A 19,413-nucleotide genomic window follows, 5' to 3' on the forward strand; every position below is an offset into this window, starting at 1 on the left:
CTTAATATGCTAACTCATTGTGACGGGTCGCTAGATGCTCCAAGCCGGCTCATCTGCGGTGTTGACGAAGCGGGCCGGGGCCCGTTAGCCGGCCCGGTAGTGGCCGCCGCTGTGATACTTGATGCAAAACGGCCGATTGAAGGGCTCGCTGATTCAAAAACCCTCAGTGCAAAAAAGCGCGCAGTGTTGTTTGAATTAATCTGTGAACGCGCGCTCGCTTTTAGTATCGCGTCGGCTTCGGTTGAAGAAATCGACCGTTTAAATATTTTGTACGCCACCATGCTGGCAATGCAGCGCGCAGTTGAAACCCTACCCATCACGCCAAGTCTCGCCAAGATTGATGGTAATCGTTGCCCAACTTTAAAGATGCAAGCGGAAGCGATTGTGCGTGGGGATGCATTGCTGCCGGAGATTTCGGCCGCTTCTATTCTGGCCAAAGTAACCCGTGATCGAATGCTGCTTGAATTGCATGCGCTGCATCCCGAATATGGTTTTGCGGCTCATGCCGGATATGGCACAGCGCAACATCTTGCCGCCCTTAAGCAGTATGGCCCATGTCACCACCATCGCCGCTCGTTTGCGCCAGTGCGCAAAGCGCTCATGCAGGGTGTGGCACGCACCCATAAAGCATGAAAACCATCACAGCCCGCGATAACCCTTTTTTTAAGCGACTCAAGCAACTTGCTGGCACGGTCCGCCGTGATCGCCGCGCCGGCCAGGCGCTGGCTGAAGGGCTACATTTAGCCACTACCTACCTTGATACGCTAGGGCAGCCGCGGGCCTGTATGATCGCCGCGAGTGCATTATCTGCGCACCCTCTGCAGCCTATTATGGCGCGCATTGACCCAGCGCGGATCGTCGTGCTAGCAGATACCTTGTTTGCGCAATTGTCGACCCTTGCGCGCGCGGCGCAGTGTGGCAACGTCATCTTTCTAATCGATATTCCAGCCCCAGAATTGCCGTTACACCTGACTCAGGATTGCTTGATTCTCGATGGCGTGCAAGATGCGGGGAATGTGGGTTCTATCTTGCGTAGCGCCGCGGCGGCTGGCGTTCGATATATTTTCTGTGCTCCAGGTACAGCTTATGCCTGGTCTCCTAAAGTATTGCGCGCGGGAATGGGCGCGCATTTTTTCCTGCACATTTTTACAGAAATTGAAATCGAAAAACTCATGCCGCATTTTGCGATACCGTTAATCGTCACGGATTCGCACAGCCCAGCTTCAATTTACGAGCAAGACCTAACCAAGCCTTGCGCCTGGATTTGGGGTAACGAAGGTGCAGGCGTTTCCGCGGTATGGCGTGAACACGCTAGATACTGCGTAACGATCCCGCAAGTGGGGGAGATCGAGTCAATCAATGTTGCAGCGGCTGCCGCGGTGTGTTTATTTGAGCAGCGTCGGCAGCGCAACGCTTAATTGCGAGCACAGTTTTAAATGTTGTGCAGACAGATATTGTCTATGCCTTAAATATTGCTGGCGCGCCTGGCTATCTTTATGCTGTGATTGAGCACGACTTTAATATTTAATACGATGGTTTATCAAGCCTAATTTCCTGCAAAATAGTCGCAGCGATTTCTTCGATTGATTTATGCGTAGAAGAAAGCCACTTAATATTTTCGCGGCGCATCAACGCTTGGGCCTCATTGATTTCATAGCGGCAATTTTCAAGCGATGCATATTTACTGCCAGGACGCCGCTCATTGCGGATTTCCGCAAGCCGGTTAGCTTCGATTGATAAGCCAAAAATTTTCGACTTATGAGGGAGCAGGGGCGTCGGCAGTTTGCTGCGCTCAAAATCTTCTGGAATCAGCGGATAATTGGCTGCTTTTACGCCGTATTGCATGGCTAAATAGAGTGTAGTTGGCGTTTTCCCGCTGCGCGAGACGCCTACTAAAATAACCTCGGCGTCCTCAAGGTTAACGTGGGACTGGCCATCATCGTGGGTGAGAGAAAAATTGATCGCCTCAATCCGGTTTTTATAAGCCTCGGTATCTGCGGCTTGGTGCCCGCGTCCCATCGCATGGCTGGATTTAATTTTAAGTTCGTGCTCTAGCGGCTCGATAAAAGTTTGGAACATATCCAGCACAAGGGCGTTTGAGCGTTTCACAATCTCATTTGATTCGCCATTGACTAACGTGGTAAAAACAATCGGCCGGCGGCCACTCAGCTCAGCGGCGTGGTTGATCTGATTCAGCGCGGCATAAGCCTTATCCGGCGAGTCAACAAAAGGTACGCGCACTAAACGAAATTTCAAATCAAATTGTGAAAGAATTGAGTGTGCAAAGGTTTCGGCAGTAATACCGGTTCCGTCAGAAACAATAAATGCAGTAGGTGGCATAGTGTGTTGTATTGCAGTCAATTTAGAGCATAGATAGGACAGGCTGTGTTATTGCCCGTTGGGCGATCACGCATAGCACGGTAGAATAGCGGTTTTTGAGCGTCAATAAAGCTTTTTTACATTTTAGGGACTGTGATGAATAGGGCAGTGGATAGCAATGCTTACGTGATGCCGTTTAAGCAATTGCGCATGACGGATGTTGAGATCGTCGGTGGTAAAAATGCATCATTGGGTGAAATGATTAGTCAGCTTACACTTGCTGGCGTGAGTGTGCCGGCTGGTTTTGCGACAACCGCGCACGCATTTCGTGATTTTCTACAGCTCAATAATCTGGGCACACGCATTGCGCAGCGGTTACAAAATCTAGATACAGAGGATGTCAAAGCGCTCGCCGTAGCTGGATGTGAAATTCGCCAGTGGATTATCGACGCGCCGTTGCCAGCCAGATTAGTTGCCGAAATTCGAGAACATTTTGAGGTGCTGCAAAAAGACGCGGCGGAACTGTCATTTGCTGTGCGTTCCTCAGCAACGGCTGAAGATCTGCCAGATGCTTCGTTTGCCGGTCAGCAAGAAACCTACCTTAATGTAGTTGGCATCGAGTCAATTCTGGACCGTATCAAACATGTTTTTGCTTCACTCTACAATGATCGCGCGATTTCATATCGCGTGCATAAAGGGTTCGCACACGCAGAGGTTGCCTTATCGGCAGGAGTCCAGCGTATGGTGCGCTCAGATGTAGGCGCTGCTGGCGTGATGTTTACGCTAGATACCGAGTCCGGTTTTAAGGACGTTGTATTTATCACCTCAAGCTATGGCTTGGGAGAAACCGTAGTGCAAGGTGCGGTGAACCCTGATGAATTTTACGTCTTCAAGCCAACGTTAGCGAGCGGCCATGACCCAATTATTCGCCGTACGCTTGGCTCAAAATTGCTCAAAATGGAATTCGCACCCCCCGATGATGCGGAGCGGGTCAAAACAGTGGATGTAGAAGTCACGCAACGTAATTGCTATTCGATTACCGATGAAGATGTGATCCAGCTTGCCAAATACGCAGTGATTATTGAGCAGCACTATGGCCGCCCGATGGATATTGAATGGGGCAAAGATGGATGTGATGGCAAGCTCTATATCTTGCAAGCGCGGCCTGAAACAGTCAAGAGTCAAGCTGATGGCAAACGTGAGCAACGTTTTAAACTTAAAAATGTTGCCCCAGTATTGGCTACAGGCCGAGCCATCGGTCAAAAAATCGGCGCAGGTCCAGTGCGCGTGATCCGCGATATGAGCGAGATTGAACGCGTACAACCTGGCGATGTGCTGGTCGCCGATATGACAGACCCGAATTGGGAGCCGGTAATGAAACGCGCTGCCGCTATTGTCACCAATCGAGGCGGGCGCACTTGCCATGCCGCCATTATTGCACGCGAATTAGGCGTGCCTGCGGTGGTTGGCTGTGGCGAGGTTACGGACCTATTACGAGATGGCGCGCTTGTCACCGTTTCATGTGCTGAAGGTGATGAAGGCAAAATCTATGATGGCTTGCTTGAAATGGAAGTCACTGAAATTGAGCGGGGTGATTTACCTGCTTTGCCTGTGAAGATCATGATGAACGTTGGTAGTCCACAACTGGCCTTTGACTTTTGCCAATTGCCAAATGCGGGAGTGGGCCTGGCGCGGCTCGAATTCATTATCAATAATAATATTGGCGTGCATCCAAAAGCCGTGCTGGATTATCCTAATGTTGCACCGGATCTCAAAAAAGCGGTGGAAAGCATCGCTCGCGGTTATGCTTCGCCACGCGCATTCTATGTAGAAAAATTGACGGAAGGGATCGCCACGATTGCCGCTGCTTTTTATCCAAAGCCGGTTATCGTGCGGTTGTCTGATTTTAAGTCAAATGAATATAAAAAGTTGATTGGCGGTTCACGCTATGAACCTGACGAAGAAAACCCAATGTTAGGTTTCCGTGGTGCGGCGCGCTATATTTCTGATGCGTTTGCCCCCGCTTTTGAGATGGAATGTATTGCGCTTAAGCGCGTGCGTGAAGAAATGGGCCTGACGAATGTTGAGATCATGGTACCCTTTGTGCGTACGCTGGCGCAGGCCGAGCGTGTGGTGGCGCTGCTGGCGCAATTTGGCCTAAAACGCGGTGCGCATGGCCTACGCCTAATTATGATGTGCGAAGTTCCATCGAATGCGATTTTGGCGGCTGAATTTTTGCAATATTTCGACGGTTTTTCAATTGGCTCAAACGACTTGACCCAGCTCACGCTTGGACTGGACCGAGATTCTGGCATGCCATTGCTGGCGCAAGATTTTGATGAGCGCGACTTGGCTCTACAGTTTATGCTAAGCCGCGTGATTGATGAATGTAAACGGCAAAACAAATATGTCGGTATTTGCGGGCAAGGGCCATCTGATCATTTGGATTTTGCGCAATGGCTGATGGACGCTGGCATCATGTCACTATCGCTCAATCCTGATACAGTCATCGAGACTTGGCGTGCGCTCGCGAAAACGAATTAAAGGGTTTAAAGGTGCCTACGCTTTTTAGCTTAATCAAGGAGCTTTTATGATGCAAGCAAGCCTGATCTGGTGGCTTTTAGCCGGGGGGCTCGTCATTGCCGAGTTGCTCACGGGCACCTTTTACCTATTAATGGTTGCGCTGGGTTGTCTGGCCGGCGGCGTGATGACCTTACTCGGATTTTCGGTCACCGAGCAGCTCGCCATGGCAGCTGCAGTCGCGCTGAGCGCATTGCTACTGTTACGCCGTTCCCGTCTCGCTGCGGCGAGAGGGCGCAACGCGCTCAATAATCCCAGTAACAACCTCGATCTAGGGGCATTCTTGCAAGTTGAGGCTTGGCAAGGGCGCCGCGCGCGCGCATTGTATCGTGGTGCGCAATGGGATGTTGAACTGGCAGCAGGTGAGAATATAGCTGGTGAATGGTATGAAATTAAAGAAATGCGCGGCAATCTTTTGATTGTTGTGGCCAAACGTAGTTAATCATCAGGTTTATTTGTAAGGAGAAATGATGTTAGTCGATACCAGCTTCCTCGCGCTTATTATATTTATCATCGCGATTGTAATTGCAGCGCAATCCGTGAAAATTGTGCCCCAACAACATGCTTGGGTGCTGGAGCGGCTTGGCCGCTATCATGCAACGCTAACGCCAGGCGCGAACATTGTGCTCCCTTTTATTGATCGGGTTGCCTATCGGCATATCTTAAAAGAAATTCCGCTCGATGTGCCTAGTCAGATTTGCATCACGCGGGATAACACGCAATTGCAAGTAGATGGCGTTCTATATTTTCAGGTCACTGACCCGATGAAAGCTTCTTATGGCTCAAGCAACTATATCCTCGCCATCACGCAACTTGCGCAAACCACATTACGCTCGGTGATTGGCAAGCTCGAACTCGATAAAACTTTTGAAGAGCGCGCACTCATCAACCACGGCATCGTTGAAGCCTTAGACGAAGCAGCGGCCAATTGGGGCGTTAAAGTATTGCGTTATGAAATCAAAGATCTCACGCCACCTAAAGAAATATTACATGCAATGCAATCGCAAATCACGGCTGAGCGTGAGAAACGCGCATTGATTGCCGCCTCTGAAGGCAAACGGCAAGAGCAAATTAACCTAGCCACTGGTGCACGCGAAGCCGCGATTCAAAAATCGGAAGGTGAAAAACAAGCTGCAATTAACCAAGCGCAAGGGCAGGCATCGGCGATTCTCTCCGTAGCCGAAGCAAATGCGCAAGCAATTGCAAAAGTGGGCCATGCAATTCAATCGGCTGGCGGTACCGAGGCGGTCAATTTGAAAGTTGCGGAGCAATATGTGAGTGCCTTTGGTAATCTGGCTAAGACCGGCAATACGTTGATTGTGCCAGCGAATTTGAGCGAAGTAAGTACAATGATTGGGGCAGCGTTGTCGATCTTTAAGCAGGGAAAGTGAGAGCAGGCCTATAGTTGTTTTTTTACAAGATTCATAATAATAGAAGCGTAATTGATTGTAAATTTAGTGCTACTACTCTATGATCAATAGAAATTGATTGTGGGAGTGATAAACCACTGGTTTTTTGCGCTGATAGTAGGTATTTATTAATGTCTGACTGACCGACACGATTGTTTTATAAAGATTGGTACTTGAATTTTACGGAAGAGAACATGAAAAAACGAGTTTTGATAAGTTTGTTAGCGATGGGCTGGATCGGCGGATGCGGTGGCGGTGGCGGTGGGAATGATAGTAACGATTCTCAACCACAAAGTGTTATGCAGGCAGAAATCAATCAAAAATATTCCTTTACCCTTAAGGATGGCCGAACTGTAGAGTGGTTACAAAATGACCAAAGTGGCACATATTCTAAAGATGGTGAGGTTAAGATTCTTAATCGGCATGAATATGAAAGTGATGCCGCGCTATATGGAATGCGTTCCATGCTAATTTATACAGAATCAGATGCATTGGATGCAGAAAATTTTGCTTCTTTGACGTCTGAAAGTCGAGCAGATGGACTTTTTCAGTTTGAAATTAAACAGTTAAGCGGGATAGATTATAACAGCCAGGCACGTCAACCTAAATTAGCTGTGTATCTTCCGAGTGGAATCGGCTCAGAAGAAGTACTGTTGGAATTGATTCGAGATGGTATATTGAATTTTGTAGTACAAGTAGAGGGCCAGACAGCGGTACGCCAGCTATCGGAAGAAGACTTATATTTCGTTTGGGGCCCCCAAAAAGATTGCTTGGTGATAATCGATGCGCCACATCCAGGTATATACGCGACGCAAATTCCGAAGGAGTTTGTTTCTGCTAAGAGTATTGATGTTCAGACTGAGTTAATGAAGCTTAAGCTTATTAATGAGTATAGTGCTAAGAGACAACAGCTTTGGCGTGATTTTTTTGCTGAGATGGCTGCTCGGAATGCTCAAGCTCAGGGGGATACTCAAGCTCAGGGGGATACTCAAGCTCAGGGGGATGCTCAAGCTCAGAGAGAGGCTCAAGCTCAGAGAGAGGCTCAAGCTCAGAGAGAGGCTCAAGCTCAGAGAGAGGCTCAAGCTCAGAGGGATGCTCAAGCTCAGAGGGATGCTCAAGCTCAGAGAGATGCTCAAGCTCAGAGAGATGCTCAAGCTCAGAGAGATGCTCAAGCTCAGAGAGAGGCTGAGACTACTGAAGGAACATCAGAAGGAACATCATCATCCCCCAAGCGTACTAAGGCCGAAAAAAGGGCGGCGGCGCGGGCGCAACAACCTGGCTCGTGATCTGACGGACGCTGGCTTTATTACCATTAAAACTGGATCGGTTGTCGGTATTGTCCGATCCAGTTGTTTTGCTAAGGTGTATTAGTTTCTGATCTGATCGTACAGAACTCTTGCTTCGACGGCTCCCCCAACGCCCTCTGGGTGGCAAGTCAATGAGCGGGTTTGGTTTCTTTAGCCGCTACAAATTCTACATGGCTCGTTCGTGTAACCGTGTATCGGGTAAAGCGCATAGAGTGGATCCTTTAACCTGCATTTGCTCCCCGCGGCTGTCTCGGATTAAATCACCGATTCCTCAATTTGACGTGGTTTCAGTGTGCGCAAAAAGAATGCGCAATGGGCTCATACTCCCTTCATAACCTTTTTTGATATTTTTTCTGAGCACTGTCGCAGAGTTCCATAGCGGCTTTGCCAATAGGTCGCTTTTTCACCCAGCCCTACGCATCAACCTGGCTTTCTCCCGCTCCCAATCCCGCTTTTTCTCCGTTTCCCGTTTATCATGCATCTTCTTGCCTTTGGCTAAACCAATTTCACATTTAACCCGCCCCTTCGTGTAATGCAAATCTAATGGCACGAGCGTATAACCCCGTTGTTCGACTTTACCGATCAGCCGTTTGATTTGTGCTCTATGCATGAGCAATTTTCGAGTGCGCACGGGATCTGGCCGAATATGGGTCGAAGCGCTTAAAAGTGGGCTAATATGTGCGCCGATTAGAAAGAGTTCAGCATTGCGGATTACGACATAGCCTTCTTTGATCTGAGAGCGGCCAGCGCGGATAGCCTTTACCTCCCAGCCTTCGAGTACAAGGCCGGTTTCGTAACGCTCTTCAATGAAATAATCGAAGAGTACTTTTTTATTGTTGCTGATACTCATGATGAGAGGGAACGTGCTTCGGCTAAAATAACCATTCTAACAAAGCCGCTTACCTTGTGCTGGCTGATTTGCGCAGACTGCGCATTTTTTTAAGTAAACTTTTATGCCGGATGTTCAAAAAACCGTTTTGGTGCGCTATGCGGCCGAACAGATGTTTGACCTTGTTAATGAGGTTGCTGATTATCCAAATTTCTTGCCGTGGTGTGCTGGGGTTGAGCTCTTTGAGCAAAGCGAACGCGGGATGAAAGCAAGGATTGATATCAACTTTAAAGGGATCAAGTTGCATTTTGCAACGCGTAATACACAACAGCGGCCGACGCGCATCGATATGGTGTTTGCCGATGGCCCATTTAAAAAATTCACGGGTTACTGGTGTTTTACGCCGCTCCGCGCGGATGCCTGTAAGGTCGAATTTTCATTGCATTATGAATTTGCAAGTATGATCTTAGGTAAATTGATTGGGCCAGTGTTCCATCATATTGCGAATTCTTTTGTTGAATCTTTTGTAAAGCGTGCACAAATTAAGTATGGTCTCCCAGCTTGAAATCGAAATTTGCTATGCCTTGCCTGAATGTCAGACGGTGCTGAAGGTGATCTTGCCAGTCGGCGCAACGGTGCGCCAAGCGATTGCTGCATCGGGTATTGCGCAGGTCCATCCAGAACTGGATTTAACTCAGCAAGCGGTTGGGATCTGGGGGAAAATTGAATCATTAGAGACCGTATTGGCGGCGCATGATCGAGTTGAAATTTACCGTCCTTTAAAAGTGGATCCCAAACTAGCACGGCAACGGCGCGCAGAAAAGGCGCGCAGGGGGCACCCTGAAGGCCGTAGATGGCGCGCCTGAAACAGAAAAATGATTGGGCGTAATTGCTAGGTAAGCGTTGCTGCGCGTATAATCCGTTTTTGCGCCTCTAGGATATGTTATGCGCCTTCTTCAGAAAGCCTTGACCTTTGATGATGTATTACTCGTGCCTGCGTTTTCCAATGTTTTGCCGCGAGAAACCTCTCTTAAAACCCAATTTACCCGCCGTATCACGTTAAATATGCCGCTGGTGTCTGCAGCTATGGACACGGTGACCGAAGGCCGGCTTGCGATTGCAATGGCTCAGCTTGGTGGGATTGGTATCATTCATAAAAATTTGTTAGCGGCTGAGCAAGCCCGTGAAGTAGCGAAAGTTAAACGCTTTGAGTCTGGCATTGTGCGCGATCCAATTACAGTACCGCCTCATCTCAAAGTGCGTGAGGTGATCGCGCTGTCACGGCAGCACGGCATTTCGGGTTTTCCGGTGGTTGAAGGCATGAAACTGATTGGTATTGTGACCAATCGCGATCTGCGTTTTGAAACTCGCTTAGATGAGCCTGTACGCGCCATTATGACGCCGCTTGAGCGTTTGATTACAGTGCCGGAAGGCACGCCCCTTGCGCAAGCTAAAGAGTTGATGCATCACCATCGCCTTGAACGAGTGTTAGTGGTGAATCAGACGTTCGAATTGCGCGGTCTAATGACCGTTAAAGATATTTTAAAAGCGACGGAACATCCGGATGCCTGTAAGGATGAGCAGGGCAAACTGCGGGTTGGCGCTGCCGTTGGGGTCGGCCCAGAAAATGATGAGCGTATTGAATTACTGGTGCAAGCCGGGGTTGATGTGCTGGTAGTGGATACGGCTCATGGCCATAGCCAAGGCGTACTTGAGCGCGTGCGCTGGGTTAAACAGCATTTTCCGCAGATTGAAGTGGTGGGGGGCAATATTGCTACGGCTGACGCAGCCCGCGCTTTGGTTGAATATGGCGCAGACGGTGTAAAAGTAGGGATTGGCCCAGGCTCAATTTGTACGACTCGGATTGTGGCAGGCGTTGGAGTGCCGCAAATTTCGGCAATCGCCAATGTGTCTGCCGCGCTTGCCGGGACTGGGGTGCCCGTGATTGCAGATGGTGGCGTGCGTTATTCAGGGGATGTTTCTAAGGCGTTAGCTGCGGGCGCGCATAGCGTGATGATGGGAGGCATGTTGGCGGGTACTGAAGAAGCGCCGGGTGAGGTGTTTCTATATCAAGGCCGCTCTTATAAATCTTATCGCGGGATGGGCTCAGTGGGTGCCATGAAAGATGGCGCTGCCGATCGTTATTTCCAAGATAATTCGGCGAATATCGATAAACTGGTGCCAGAAGGCATTGAGGGCCGTGTTGCATATAAAGGGAGCGTTAGCGCCATTTTATTTCAGCTTGTGGGTGGCGTGCGCGCAAGCATGGGGTATTGTGGTTGTCGCACCATCGAAGAGATGCACGCACAGGCTAATTTTGTTGAAATTACTTCGGCAGGTATTCGTGAGTCGCATGTGCATGATGTGCAGATTATGAAAGAAGCGCCGAACTATCAAGTGGAATAAATGCACATGCATGACAAAATTTTAATTCTCGATTTTGGTTCGCAGTTTACTCAGCTTATCGCGCGCCGCGTGCGTGAAGCTCATGTATATGCGGAAATTCATCCTTGTGATGTGGAACCTGCTTTTATTCGGGATTTTGCACCCAAAGGCATTATTTTATCGGGCGGTCCAAACTCAGTGACCGGAGCGGATACGCCGCGTGCGCCGCAGATTGTGTTTGAGCTGGGCGTGCCTGTGTTGGGTATTTGCTACGGTATGCAGACGATGGCTGAGCAGCTTGGCGGTAAGGTCGAGCACGGTCATGTAGGAGAATTTGGTTATGCAGAAATTCTAGCGCATAGTCATGCCAAACTTTTGCACGGGCTGGAAGATTTTCATACGGATGCGGGCCAAGGCGTACTTAAAGTATGGATGAGTCATGGTGATAAAGTGAACGCCATGCCGCCCGGGTTTACGCTGATTGCGTCGACGGATGCCTGTCCGATTGCGGCTATGGCAGATGATGCTAAGCGTTTTTATGGGGTTCAGTTTCATCCAGAAGTGACCCATACCCCGCAGGGCAAAGCGCTTCTTACGCGTTTTGTGCGTGAGGCCTGTGGCGCGTGTGCAGATTGGATTATGGGTGATTATGTCGGAGAAGCCATACAATGGATTCGTCGGCAGGTCGGTCGCGAGCGGGTGATTTTAGCCATTTCTGGCGGGGTAGATTCCTCGGTGGCGGCAGCTTTACTGCATAAGGCAATTGGCGCGCAACTGACGTGCGTATTCGTTGATCATGGCCTACTGCGGCTGAATGAAGCAGAGCAGGTCATGGAGACCTTTGCGAGTCATCTGGGGGTAAATGTTATCCATGTCAATGCAAGCGAAACTTTTCTGCAGAAGCTGGCCGGCGTAACTGATCCTGAGCAAAAACGTAAAATTATCGGCGCGGAGTTTGTTGAAATATTCCAGCACGAAGCGCAGCAGTTGGTTGATGCAAAATGGCTTGCGCAAGGTACGATTTATCCAGATGTGATTGAATCGGCAGGGAGCAACAAGCCTGGCGCAGCTAAAATCAAAAGCCATCATAATGTAGGGGGATTACCCGAAACCTTGCATTTAAAGTTGCTTGAGCCTTTACGTGAATTGTTCAAAGATGAAGTGCGCGAATTAGGCATTGCACTGGGCTTGCCGGCATCAATGGTGTATCGTCATCCATTCCCGGGTCCAGGGTTAGGCGTGCGGATTTTAGGTGAAGTTAAACGCGAATATGCTGCTTTGCTGGCGCAGGCCGATGCAATTTTTATTGATGCATTGCGCAATACGATCGATCCACACACAGGCAAGTCATGGTATGAACTCACCAGTCAGGCGTTTGCGGTTTTTCTGCCGGTTAAAAGCGTTGGTGTAATGGGGGATGCGCGTACTTATGAATATGTTGTGGCGCTGCGCGCGGTGCAAACGCAAGACTTTATGACCGCACATTGGGCGCACCTGCCGCATGAATTATTGGGCCAGATCTCAAACCGGATCATTAATGAAGTGCGTGGCGTGAATCGTGTGGTTTATGATATTTCGGGTAAGCCGCCGGCGACCATTGAGTGGGAGTGACCTAGCCACTCAGTGACAGTTAATACCTAGAAGTCACGAGAAACCATTTAAGCTCGCATTGCTGCGGGCTTTTTTCTCAAAAGATATCCATTTTGTACAGCAATGACACGACGCTCTACTTGGCGGCTGAAACAAAGAAGACTGGCAGCGGCGATCGAGTGCAGCTTGGGGTGGTGAGCGCGCTTGAGAAACTGGCGAGCTGATGATGTATCCCATATTGACACCCACTTACGGCAGCTTAGCGGGGAGAAGGAAATGAGCGATCAATACACGTATGCCCGCTTCTGGCGTTGCGCCTTGCAGGTGCCTGGTTGGCTACAACAGTGCCTACCGGGGCAGCGAGCACGGCATGAGTGAGGCCGATTATAACCAGGCGCTGCTGGCAAAATGCCCATCGTGCGTGAAGTCGTGTCTGACGGGAGCAGCAATGTCTCGACCTTACAACCACGTGATCTATTGCCGGGGATCGACATTTACGGCCAGAATGAAATCTACGAGCTGGCGCAAGACGAGCAGAGTAGGATTCAGTTGCTGGATCGCTTTTTACCTAATGATGGCGATTACGCGCAGCACAACGCCACTCTGAAGAAGCGCTTGCAAGAAAACCAGCAAAAACTGGTCAAGACGTTGGGAGAGGTTGATGATCTGAAGGCCCATATTGGACGCTTGCCCAAACTGGTTGAGCAACTTCAAGGCTTCCAAGCACTGGGGACTCAGGAGAAACTTGCCAAGACCCCGCTGTTTGCGCGAGAACGTCAAATTGTCGAGCGCACCCAAGAAGAAATCCGGCACTTGAAGGATCGCGTGGCGAGCCTTTGCGACAATTTGCCCGGCCTGACTTTCATCAGCGACAAAGTTTTGGAAGGGTTGCCAAATGCTGCGTTGCTCAGTCCGGCGCGGGCAATTCTGGATAAACTGCGCCAGAATTTTGAACGCCGCTTCACTGAATTGACATCTGAATTGGCAATCGGTGAGCAGCAATTAACGGCGCAACTTGCCTTATGGCAGCAGTCAATTGCGCAAGGTGAAGCAGAGTTGGAAAAAGCTTTGCGCAGCCTTCCGACGACAGCGGGGAAAAGCGGCCAGGAAGTAGGAACGGCTTATCAGCGGCTGTTACAGGACATCGAGCGTATCAAGCCGCTTGAAACTCGCGTGGCCAATCACGATAAACTGCTTGAGTCCCAACAGCAGGAGCGTCGAAATCTACTCGCGGAGCTGTCTGATCTTCGCGATCAGCGTACTAAGAGCTTACAGAGTGCGGCCAAGAAGCTGAATCGCCGCCTGGACGGAAAATTGAAAGTAGACGTAGTGGCCGAGGCAGATCGAACACCCCTGAAGATTTTTCTACTAGATAGCAAACTTGATGGCGTAGGGGAAAAACGATTGTCTTGGATCGATGAGTGGGATGCTATTAGCCCATCGGCATTGGCGCAAGCTATCCGCAGCGGCTCAGCAGAGCTTCAAGCCCATTGGGGGCTAACGCCTTTGGTCGCGGATGCTTTGACGAGACTACCCGCGTCTCGTCTGATGGAACTGGATGCGCTAGAACTTGATCACCGGATAGACATCTTTCTGAATGTGTCGCATGGACAGACGGCGGTTAATTTCCGGCCACTGAACAAGCTATCGACTGGTCAGCAATGTACCGCAATCTTGCACATGCTGTTATTGGAAAATGTCGATCCGCTCATCATGGATCAGCCCGAAGACAATCTGGACAACGCTTTTATTGCCGAGCATATCGTCCACGAACTGCGCGCGGCGAAAACCGGTCGTCAATTTTTATTCGCCACACACAATGCCAATATTCCGGTATTTGGTGACGCCGAGTGGATCGGTGTATTCACGGCAGTTGAAAATCACGGGTCATTGAGCTTTGATGCCCAGGGTTCGATTGATGTACCCGTCATTCGCGATCAGGTGGCTAACATCCTCGAAGGTGGGCGAGATGCGTTTATCCAACGCAAAGAAAAATACGAGTTTTGAGGTGATGGCTTATGTTGAAATCTGAATTACTGGAAATCATCGCCAACGGCGAAAACTGGGGTAGAGTTCAAACGAGATGATCTGCGTCCAGAGCAACTGGCGAAAGAGATTGTTGCGCTGCTTAATTTTCAGGGCGGTAAATTGCTTCTGGGTGTAGAGGATGATGGCACCATCAGCGGCATTCAGCGTGCTGACCTGGAAACGTGGGTGATGGATACGGTATTTGGCCGATATGTGCATCCGCTGGCCATGCCGTTCTACGAAGAGGTGTTGTTTGAAGATGCTAAACGCGTGGCAGTCATTTCGCTTACTCAGGGTATCGCCAAGCCCTATGTAGTGCGCAACAACAATCGCGAGGAAATTTACGTTCGCGTTGGCAGCACATCGCGCCTGGCGACCAGGGAGCAGCAAGCTCGGTTGTTTGAAAGTTGCGGGATGCTGCATGCCGAGGTTTTGCCTGTATCCGGCAGCAACCTGGATGATCTGGATCAGGCGCGCCTTAGTGATTACCTGGTCAATCTCGCAGGCGATCAGATGGCACCGCAATCTGCCGAAGAATGGGAGCAGCGGTTGACCGGCTTGGGCTTCATGGTTGGCCGCCCTGACGGCCCTGCTGCATGCACAATTGCCGGCTTGGTACTTTTTGGGCGCAGCCCGCGCCGTTGTCTGCGCTACGCAGGGGTTCGGTGGATGTTTTTTGCGGGCGATATGAAGGATTACCAAGCGCAGGATGACACCGTGCTTGATGGTCCTTTGGTTGCCCTGTGGGAGGGCAGGCCAGGGGCGGGACGTAACATTGTGGAAGATGGGCTGCTGGAACGCCTGATTGATCGAATGCGCCCGTTTATCTCCGAAGAGGCCAGCGAGATTAACGAAGGGCTGCGCCGAGAATCAAGTTACCGCTACCCCTTCGATGCAATCCGTGAAGCGCTACTTAATGCACTTGTTCACCGCGATTGGACCCGCCCGGTAGAAGTTGAGGTAGTCAACTACTTGAATCTCCTTGAAGTGACCAGCCCCGGCGCGTTACAAAATTCGATGACCATTGAGAAAATGTTGGCTGGACAGCGGTCGCCACGCAATCCGATCATTGTGGAGATCATGCGCGACTATGGCTACGTTGATGCTCGCGGAATGGGTGTGCGTCGCAAGATTGTTCCTTTGACAAAGGATTACGCAGGCAAGGATGCCGAGTTTGTATTGACTGACGACTACCTGAATGTGTCGATTCCTGCTCGCCACGCGCAGGCGACTTGATGTAGCAGATTGAAAAATGCGCATGTCGTGGCACGTACCTGCTGATTTGTTCACGGGTTCGCAGCAGCGGGATATGGATTGCTTGGATTCCACAACAAAGAAAGTATTGGCACTCTCTTAATCTGGACGTCGCTCAAGACAAGTTTTCAGTTTGGATTAACGCTCTATATGTTGACTTGAATTGAATAGGGTGAAAAATTTTAATAACGATGAGTCAGCATATTTTGGTCGCTGTTTGACAGTCTCTATTTTAAATACAACTCTTCAGACTTATTCTATTAAAACATCACCTGTTTTAGCAATGTGCTGCTCCAGTGCGAGCAAGCGCTTTTTAAACGATTCTAAGTCGCGGCGCAGCCAAATAGACCGAACACCAGATGGAGAAACAAAAATACCGCGCTTACGCAGCTCGTGCGATACTCGGATTTGCCCAAAAGCGGGTTGGTCCAGAGCGGACTCAGCCACGGCTATTTCAGTGGCTTCTTCAACACGATTTTTGAGATTAGGTTTTCTACGATTAGCATCCAACAGGGCTTCTACTCCAAATCGGTCACGACTTGCCTACAGTCTTATCAAATCGCCGATCATTTCTAGCTTGCCGATTTCAAAAATTTTATCCAAAATCGGTCACGATAATTCTGTAATCAGCGGTCACGATAAATCTGAAATGACCGGTCACGATAGGATGAAATACGCAGCTTGACTTGAAAGACGGTATCTTTCAGTTGTCATTGGCTATAGTTGGGGGCCTTAAATGCGCTTGCTGATATTTACTCTATGTTGGTCGAGGTGCGCTCACGACGAGCATGTGGTTTTAGCGCTAATTCGTCGTTGACTTCTGGCATATCACGGGCGTGGATTTCGGCCATTTCCTCGGCGTTTGGCTCCCATTTTTCAGCTTGTTGAGATTGCGTTGATTGGTGTTGACGACCTTTGACGGACACTTTTAAACTACCTAAAAGGAGTCTGTAATGCGTCAAAGCAAAGCGCCGTATCCACCGGCATTTCGTCAACAAATCATAGAGCTTGTGCAAGCAGGTAAGAGTGCTCAAGATTGCGTTTAGAAATAACTGTTTTTAAAAGTGAACTTTCTCTAGTATTCATTTTCTTGCTCCAGCGTTACTCAAGCTGGCAAAATAGCACCTGTCGAGGTTGAAATATTTATAACTTTCCCTGTATCCATTTCGGTCAATGAAAGTATCCCTTGTTCATCATTAATTACCCAATCTGAAATAATGTCTGTGGGAACATGCCATATCTCTGTTAAGTCTTTCTTGACAAGCAATGCGCCTATTTCATAAACGACGCAGAGGTTCCCATTTTTTAATAGGGCCATATCAAAAAAATCTCCACTTAGCCATGACACGTAGCTTTTAATCGTTGAAGATTGTTGGACAATAGGAACCGCCGCAAGATAAGAATCAAAGCCTACATAAAGGGTTTGTTGATTTTCGACAAGTAGCAACTTAGGCTTTTCAAGCATACTTGAAATTGCCAAACCAAGCCCAAAATTAAGCTCATTTGAGTCAGATTCAAGCTCGTAACACTCATTAATTACTTGTTGCTTAGTACCTAAGATTAGCCACTTTTTGTGCTTATTCTTGAGTTCGTACTCAAGGTCGCTTACGCGACCAAAAGATTCACTAATAGAAATCGTCATTGTTTTCCTATTCTTGGTTTGTGGATGTACCGACCACCCTCAGATTTAAATATCTTTCCTGTTGTCAGGAGGTTACCTTCCCAAGTTGTTTGGAGCGTCGCACCACCACGCGGCCCCATGAGCATCGACTCACGTACTACACGTACTATTTGACCATCTTTTTCAATTTTTGCAATATTTTTTGGGTTACCATAAGCTATCTAAAATAGATTGAGCAAGGTGTTGCCGAGCGGCAGGAGTATCGGATAGCCCGATTTTTTCAAGCTCGCGGAGCATTCCTATAGAGCGATCAGTACTGTGCTTTGTTCCTGTTGCTTTCCCAAAGAAATACTGTAATTTTTCCTCTATTTTTGTGATATTTGCTGGTTGGCTGTAAGAACGCCACGATCCCCAGGCTTGTAGCCTGAATGGGCAGCAGCGATACTTTCATCCAATTAAATATAGGCGGAGTAAGGGTAAAGATGGAAGTCAAGATTTGGCCGGGCCGTATAGCATTAGCTCACTTTGCCAAGAATAAACGGGAGCTAAAGGAGAGTGCGCTGGGGGTTAAAATTCCAAGGCAGCAGGGTCTCGATCTCCTCAACGGTTTTTGCAGCGGGCAAATCATGCAGCACGCAACACAACCAGGTGTAGGGTTCCAAACCATTGGCCTTAGCGGTTTCGATCAGCGAGTAGATGACAGCACTGGCATGGGCACCGGCTGTGGTACGGCTGAACAGCCACGCCTTTCGACCGATCACAAACGGGCGGATCGCGTTCTCGCAGCGGTTATTGTCGATCGGCAAATCGCCTCGCTCGGTATAGCGTGTCAGCATCCCCCAGTGATTCCGCATATAGGACAGCGCTTCACCCAGTGCACTCTTCGGCGTCACACCAGGCACAAGCCTTTCCATCCAGGTGTGGAGCTTCTCAAGAATCGGTAGGCTTTGCTTCTGACGCGCAAGCCAGCGCGTCTCATCATCCACGTCTTTATGAAGACGTTCAATGTGATAGAGCTCACCAATCAGGGTAACGGCTTCGTCAGCATGACCCCGTTTGCTTTTGGGCTGGACTTTAACTGCGTCGACATAACGCCGCCTCACGTGCGCCCAACAAACCAGCCGCTCGACCCCTTCAGTTTGGGCCAGTTTGCTATAACCCTCGTAGCCATCCGTCATCAGATAACCGCGATAGTCATGCAACAAGCGTACCGGGACCTCCTTGTTTCGACGAGGATCATAGTCGTAAATCACCACGGGCTTACCAGGCGGCCCTCCGGTTTGCACCCACATGTAGGATTTCGAAGTGGGACTTTTGTCCGGTTCTTTAAGCACCTGCACCTCGGTTTCATCTATATGCAGCACAGCGCTTTCAAGCAAGGTATCGCGCATCAAATTATGCAACGGCTGTAACACCGCGCTACAACCGATCACCCAGCGCGCCAGGGTCTGGGTCGGCACAGGCATACCGTGCCGATCCAGCACCTTGGCGAAACGGGTCAGCGGCAAGCCGTCGACGAATTTAACGGTCAACAGCATCGCCAGGAAGTTCGGACTTGCGTTACTCGTAGGCAGCGGCTGGGGCGGCAAGGGCGCTGTAACTGGAGCATGAAGGCTGCTCGGGCAGCCATAGCGCTTACGAACATGGCGCAATACGCGTATCTGCATCGGCACAATGTCGAGTTGCTCGCTCACGTCCTGTCCAATTTCCACCATGGGCGTATCGCAGGCACAGCTGCGCTCGGCTTCGGGCACCTCGTGCACCACCTCAACGCGTTTCAGTTCCGCAGGTAATGGACCCCGCTTACCACGCGCCGGCTTATCTTTACGTTCTGACTGGGCCGGCAGCGGGGCAATCTCCTGCGCCTCTGTGCTCGCCTGGGCTAATCCCTCGGCCTCATCAAACAAACGGCCCTGGCCGCTGGCTTCACTACTGGGCCCAAACATGCGTCGCCGCGACAGCACAATTTGCTCGATCAGGCGCTTAAATTTCTCTTGCACCTCGATCAATTCGTTCTGCGCTTCGATCAACTCGCTCTGTGTTTCGACCAATTTGCTCTGGGCTTCCATCCACAACGTCTTGCTGGCTTTC

16 protein-coding genes and 2 pseudogenes are annotated in these 19,413 nt (G+C 49.7%); 12 read left to right on the top strand and 6 right to left on the bottom strand.

From position 1 onward, the window contains the following. The first annotated feature begins 6 nt into the window (after positions 1–6). Both rnhB and MPB2EB_RS03480 read left to right on the top strand, forming a co-directional pair. A complete protein-coding gene (gene rnhB, locus MPB2EB_RS03475; RefSeq protein ID WP_185182465.1) occupies positions 7–633 on the top strand; it encodes a ribonuclease HII in 627 nt (208 codons plus the stop codon). Continuing rightward, complete coding sequence (locus MPB2EB_RS03480) at positions 630–1,418, top strand: RNA methyltransferase (RefSeq protein ID WP_185182466.1); 789 nt, start codon at positions 630–632, stop codon at positions 1,416–1,418. Before rnhB ends, MPB2EB_RS03480 begins: the two co-directional genes overlap by 4 nt. 106 nt (positions 1,419–1,524) lie before the next feature. On the opposite strand, the gene MPB2EB_RS03485 is transcribed toward MPB2EB_RS03480, so the two are convergent. Further along, positions 1,525–2,340: a pyruvate, water dikinase regulatory protein gene (locus tag MPB2EB_RS03485; protein ID WP_185182467.1), complete on the bottom strand. Its 816-nt coding sequence runs from the start codon at positions 2,338–2,340 to the stop codon at positions 1,525–1,527. Between the two features lie 135 nt (positions 2,341–2,475). Between MPB2EB_RS03485 and ppsA the strand changes: the two genes are divergently transcribed. From ppsA to MPB2EB_RS03505, 4 genes are all read left to right on the top strand, one after another. Then, positions 2,476–4,863, top strand: a complete 2,388-nt coding sequence (gene ppsA / locus MPB2EB_RS03490; protein WP_185182468.1) for a phosphoenolpyruvate synthase — start codon at positions 2,476–2,478, stop codon at positions 4,861–4,863. A gap of 46 nt (positions 4,864–4,909) precedes the next feature. Then, on the top strand, positions 4,910–5,341 hold the full coding sequence (locus MPB2EB_RS03495; protein WP_185182469.1) for an NfeD family protein: 432 nt from the start codon (positions 4,910–4,912) through the stop codon (positions 5,339–5,341). 25 nt (positions 5,342–5,366) lie between these two features. Continuing rightward, the gene (locus MPB2EB_RS03500; protein ID WP_185182470.1) at positions 5,367–6,290 is read left to right on the top strand and encodes an SPFH domain-containing protein; all 924 of its coding nucleotides are present in this window, start codon (positions 5,367–5,369) and stop codon (positions 6,288–6,290) included. Between the two features lie 170 nt (positions 6,291–6,460). Further along, positions 6,461–7,594, top strand: coding sequence for a hypothetical protein (locus MPB2EB_RS03505; protein WP_185182471.1), 1,134 nt, complete (start codon positions 6,461–6,463; stop codon positions 7,592–7,594). Between the two features lie 424 nt (positions 7,595–8,018). On the opposite strand, the gene smpB is transcribed toward MPB2EB_RS03505, so the two are convergent. Further along, positions 8,019–8,465, bottom strand: coding sequence for an SsrA-binding protein SmpB (gene smpB, locus MPB2EB_RS03510; RefSeq protein ID WP_185182472.1), 447 nt, complete (start codon positions 8,463–8,465; stop codon positions 8,019–8,021). 103 nt (positions 8,466–8,568) lie between these two features. On the opposite strand from smpB, the gene MPB2EB_RS03515 reads away from it, so the two are divergent. From MPB2EB_RS03515 to MPB2EB_RS03540, 6 genes and pseudogenes are all read left to right on the top strand, one after another. Continuing rightward, positions 8,569–9,009 carry a type II toxin-antitoxin system RatA family toxin gene (locus tag MPB2EB_RS03515; RefSeq protein WP_185182473.1) on the top strand — a complete coding sequence of 147 codons (441 nt, stop codon included), beginning with the start codon at positions 8,569–8,571 and terminating at the stop codon, positions 9,007–9,009. Further along, on the top strand, positions 8,993–9,310 hold the full coding sequence (locus MPB2EB_RS03520; RefSeq protein WP_185182474.1) for an RnfH family protein: 318 nt from the start codon (positions 8,993–8,995) through the stop codon (positions 9,308–9,310). Before MPB2EB_RS03515 ends, MPB2EB_RS03520 begins: the two co-directional genes overlap by 17 nt. Positions 9,311–9,389: 79 nt before the next feature. Beyond that, positions 9,390–10,850 (top strand): IMP dehydrogenase, encoded by a 1,461-nt coding sequence (gene guaB / locus MPB2EB_RS03525; protein ID WP_185182475.1) that lies wholly within the window; start codon positions 9,390–9,392, stop codon positions 10,848–10,850. A gap of 6 nt (positions 10,851–10,856) precedes the next feature. Beyond that, entirely contained in the window at positions 10,857–12,440 is a 1,584-nt protein-coding gene (gene guaA, locus MPB2EB_RS03530; protein ID WP_185182476.1) for a glutamine-hydrolyzing GMP synthase, read from the top strand. 381 nt (positions 12,441–12,821) lie between these two features. After that, positions 12,822–14,426, top strand: a pseudogene (locus MPB2EB_RS03535) (hypothetical protein); the annotation flags it as partial. A gap of 117 nt (positions 14,427–14,543) precedes the next feature. Next, a complete protein-coding gene (locus tag MPB2EB_RS03540) occupies positions 14,544–15,683 on the top strand; it encodes an ATP-binding protein (protein WP_232534507.1) in 1,140 nt (379 codons plus the stop codon). Positions 15,684–15,956: 273 nt separating this feature from the next. Here MPB2EB_RS03540 and MPB2EB_RS03545 read toward each other — a convergent pair. From MPB2EB_RS03545 to MPB2EB_RS03560, 4 genes and pseudogenes are all read right to left on the bottom strand, one after another. Next, a pseudogene (locus MPB2EB_RS03545) lies at positions 15,957–16,226 on the bottom strand (IS481 family transposase); the annotation flags it as partial. A gap of 227 nt (positions 16,227–16,453) precedes the next feature. Continuing rightward, positions 16,454–16,627, bottom strand: coding sequence for a hypothetical protein (locus tag MPB2EB_RS03550; RefSeq protein ID WP_185182478.1), 174 nt, complete (start codon positions 16,625–16,627; stop codon positions 16,454–16,456). 179 nt (positions 16,628–16,806) lie between these two features. Next, the gene (locus tag MPB2EB_RS03555) at positions 16,807–17,343 is read right to left on the bottom strand and encodes a hypothetical protein (protein ID WP_185182479.1); all 537 of its coding nucleotides are present in this window, start codon (positions 17,341–17,343) and stop codon (positions 16,807–16,809) included. A 524-nt stretch (positions 17,344–17,867) separates the two neighbouring features. Continuing rightward, positions 17,868–19,391: an IS66 family transposase gene (locus MPB2EB_RS03560; RefSeq protein ID WP_370576627.1), complete on the bottom strand. Its 1,524-nt coding sequence runs from the start codon at positions 19,389–19,391 to the stop codon at positions 17,868–17,870. Between the last annotated feature and the right edge of the window lie 22 nt (positions 19,392–19,413).

This window comes from Mycoavidus sp. B2-EB, assembly GCF_014218255.1.
Taxonomy (GTDB): Bacteria; Pseudomonadota; Gammaproteobacteria; order Burkholderiales; family Burkholderiaceae; genus Mycoavidus.

Bases quoted from the DNA above. Each gene is read 5' to 3' on its own strand.
- MPB2EB_RS03560 (WP_370576627.1), bottom strand. From the start codon at position 19,391: ATGGAAGCCCAGAGCAAATTGGTCGAAACACAGAGCGAGTTGATCGAA.
- MPB2EB_RS03480 (WP_185182466.1), top strand. From the start codon at position 630: ATGAAAACCATCACAGCCCGCGATAACCCTTTTTTTAAGCGACTCAAG.
- rnhB (WP_185182465.1), top strand. From the start codon at position 7: ATGCTAACTCATTGTGACGGGTCGCTAGATGCTCCAAGCCGGCTCATC.
- MPB2EB_RS03485 (WP_185182467.1), bottom strand. From the start codon at position 2,340: ATGCCACCTACTGCATTTATTGTTTCTGACGGAACCGGTATTACTGCC.
- MPB2EB_RS03555 (WP_185182479.1), bottom strand. From the start codon at position 17,343: ATGACGATTTCTATTAGTGAATCTTTTGGTCGCGTAAGCGACCTTGAG.
- MPB2EB_RS03515 (WP_185182473.1), top strand. From the start codon at position 8,569: ATGCCGGATGTTCAAAAAACCGTTTTGGTGCGCTATGCGGCCGAACAG.
- MPB2EB_RS03495 (WP_185182469.1), top strand. From the start codon at position 4,910: ATGATGCAAGCAAGCCTGATCTGGTGGCTTTTAGCCGGGGGGCTCGTC.
- ppsA (WP_185182468.1), top strand. From the start codon at position 2,476: ATGAATAGGGCAGTGGATAGCAATGCTTACGTGATGCCGTTTAAGCAA.
- MPB2EB_RS03520 (WP_185182474.1), top strand. From the start codon at position 8,993: ATGGTCTCCCAGCTTGAAATCGAAATTTGCTATGCCTTGCCTGAATGT.
- MPB2EB_RS03500 (WP_185182470.1), top strand. From the start codon at position 5,367: ATGATGTTAGTCGATACCAGCTTCCTCGCGCTTATTATATTTATCATC.
- guaB (WP_185182475.1), top strand. From the start codon at position 9,390: ATGCGCCTTCTTCAGAAAGCCTTGACCTTTGATGATGTATTACTCGTG.
- guaA (WP_185182476.1), top strand. From the start codon at position 10,857: ATGCATGACAAAATTTTAATTCTCGATTTTGGTTCGCAGTTTACTCAG.
- smpB (WP_185182472.1), bottom strand. From the start codon at position 8,465: ATGAGTATCAGCAACAATAAAAAAGTACTCTTCGATTATTTCATTGAA.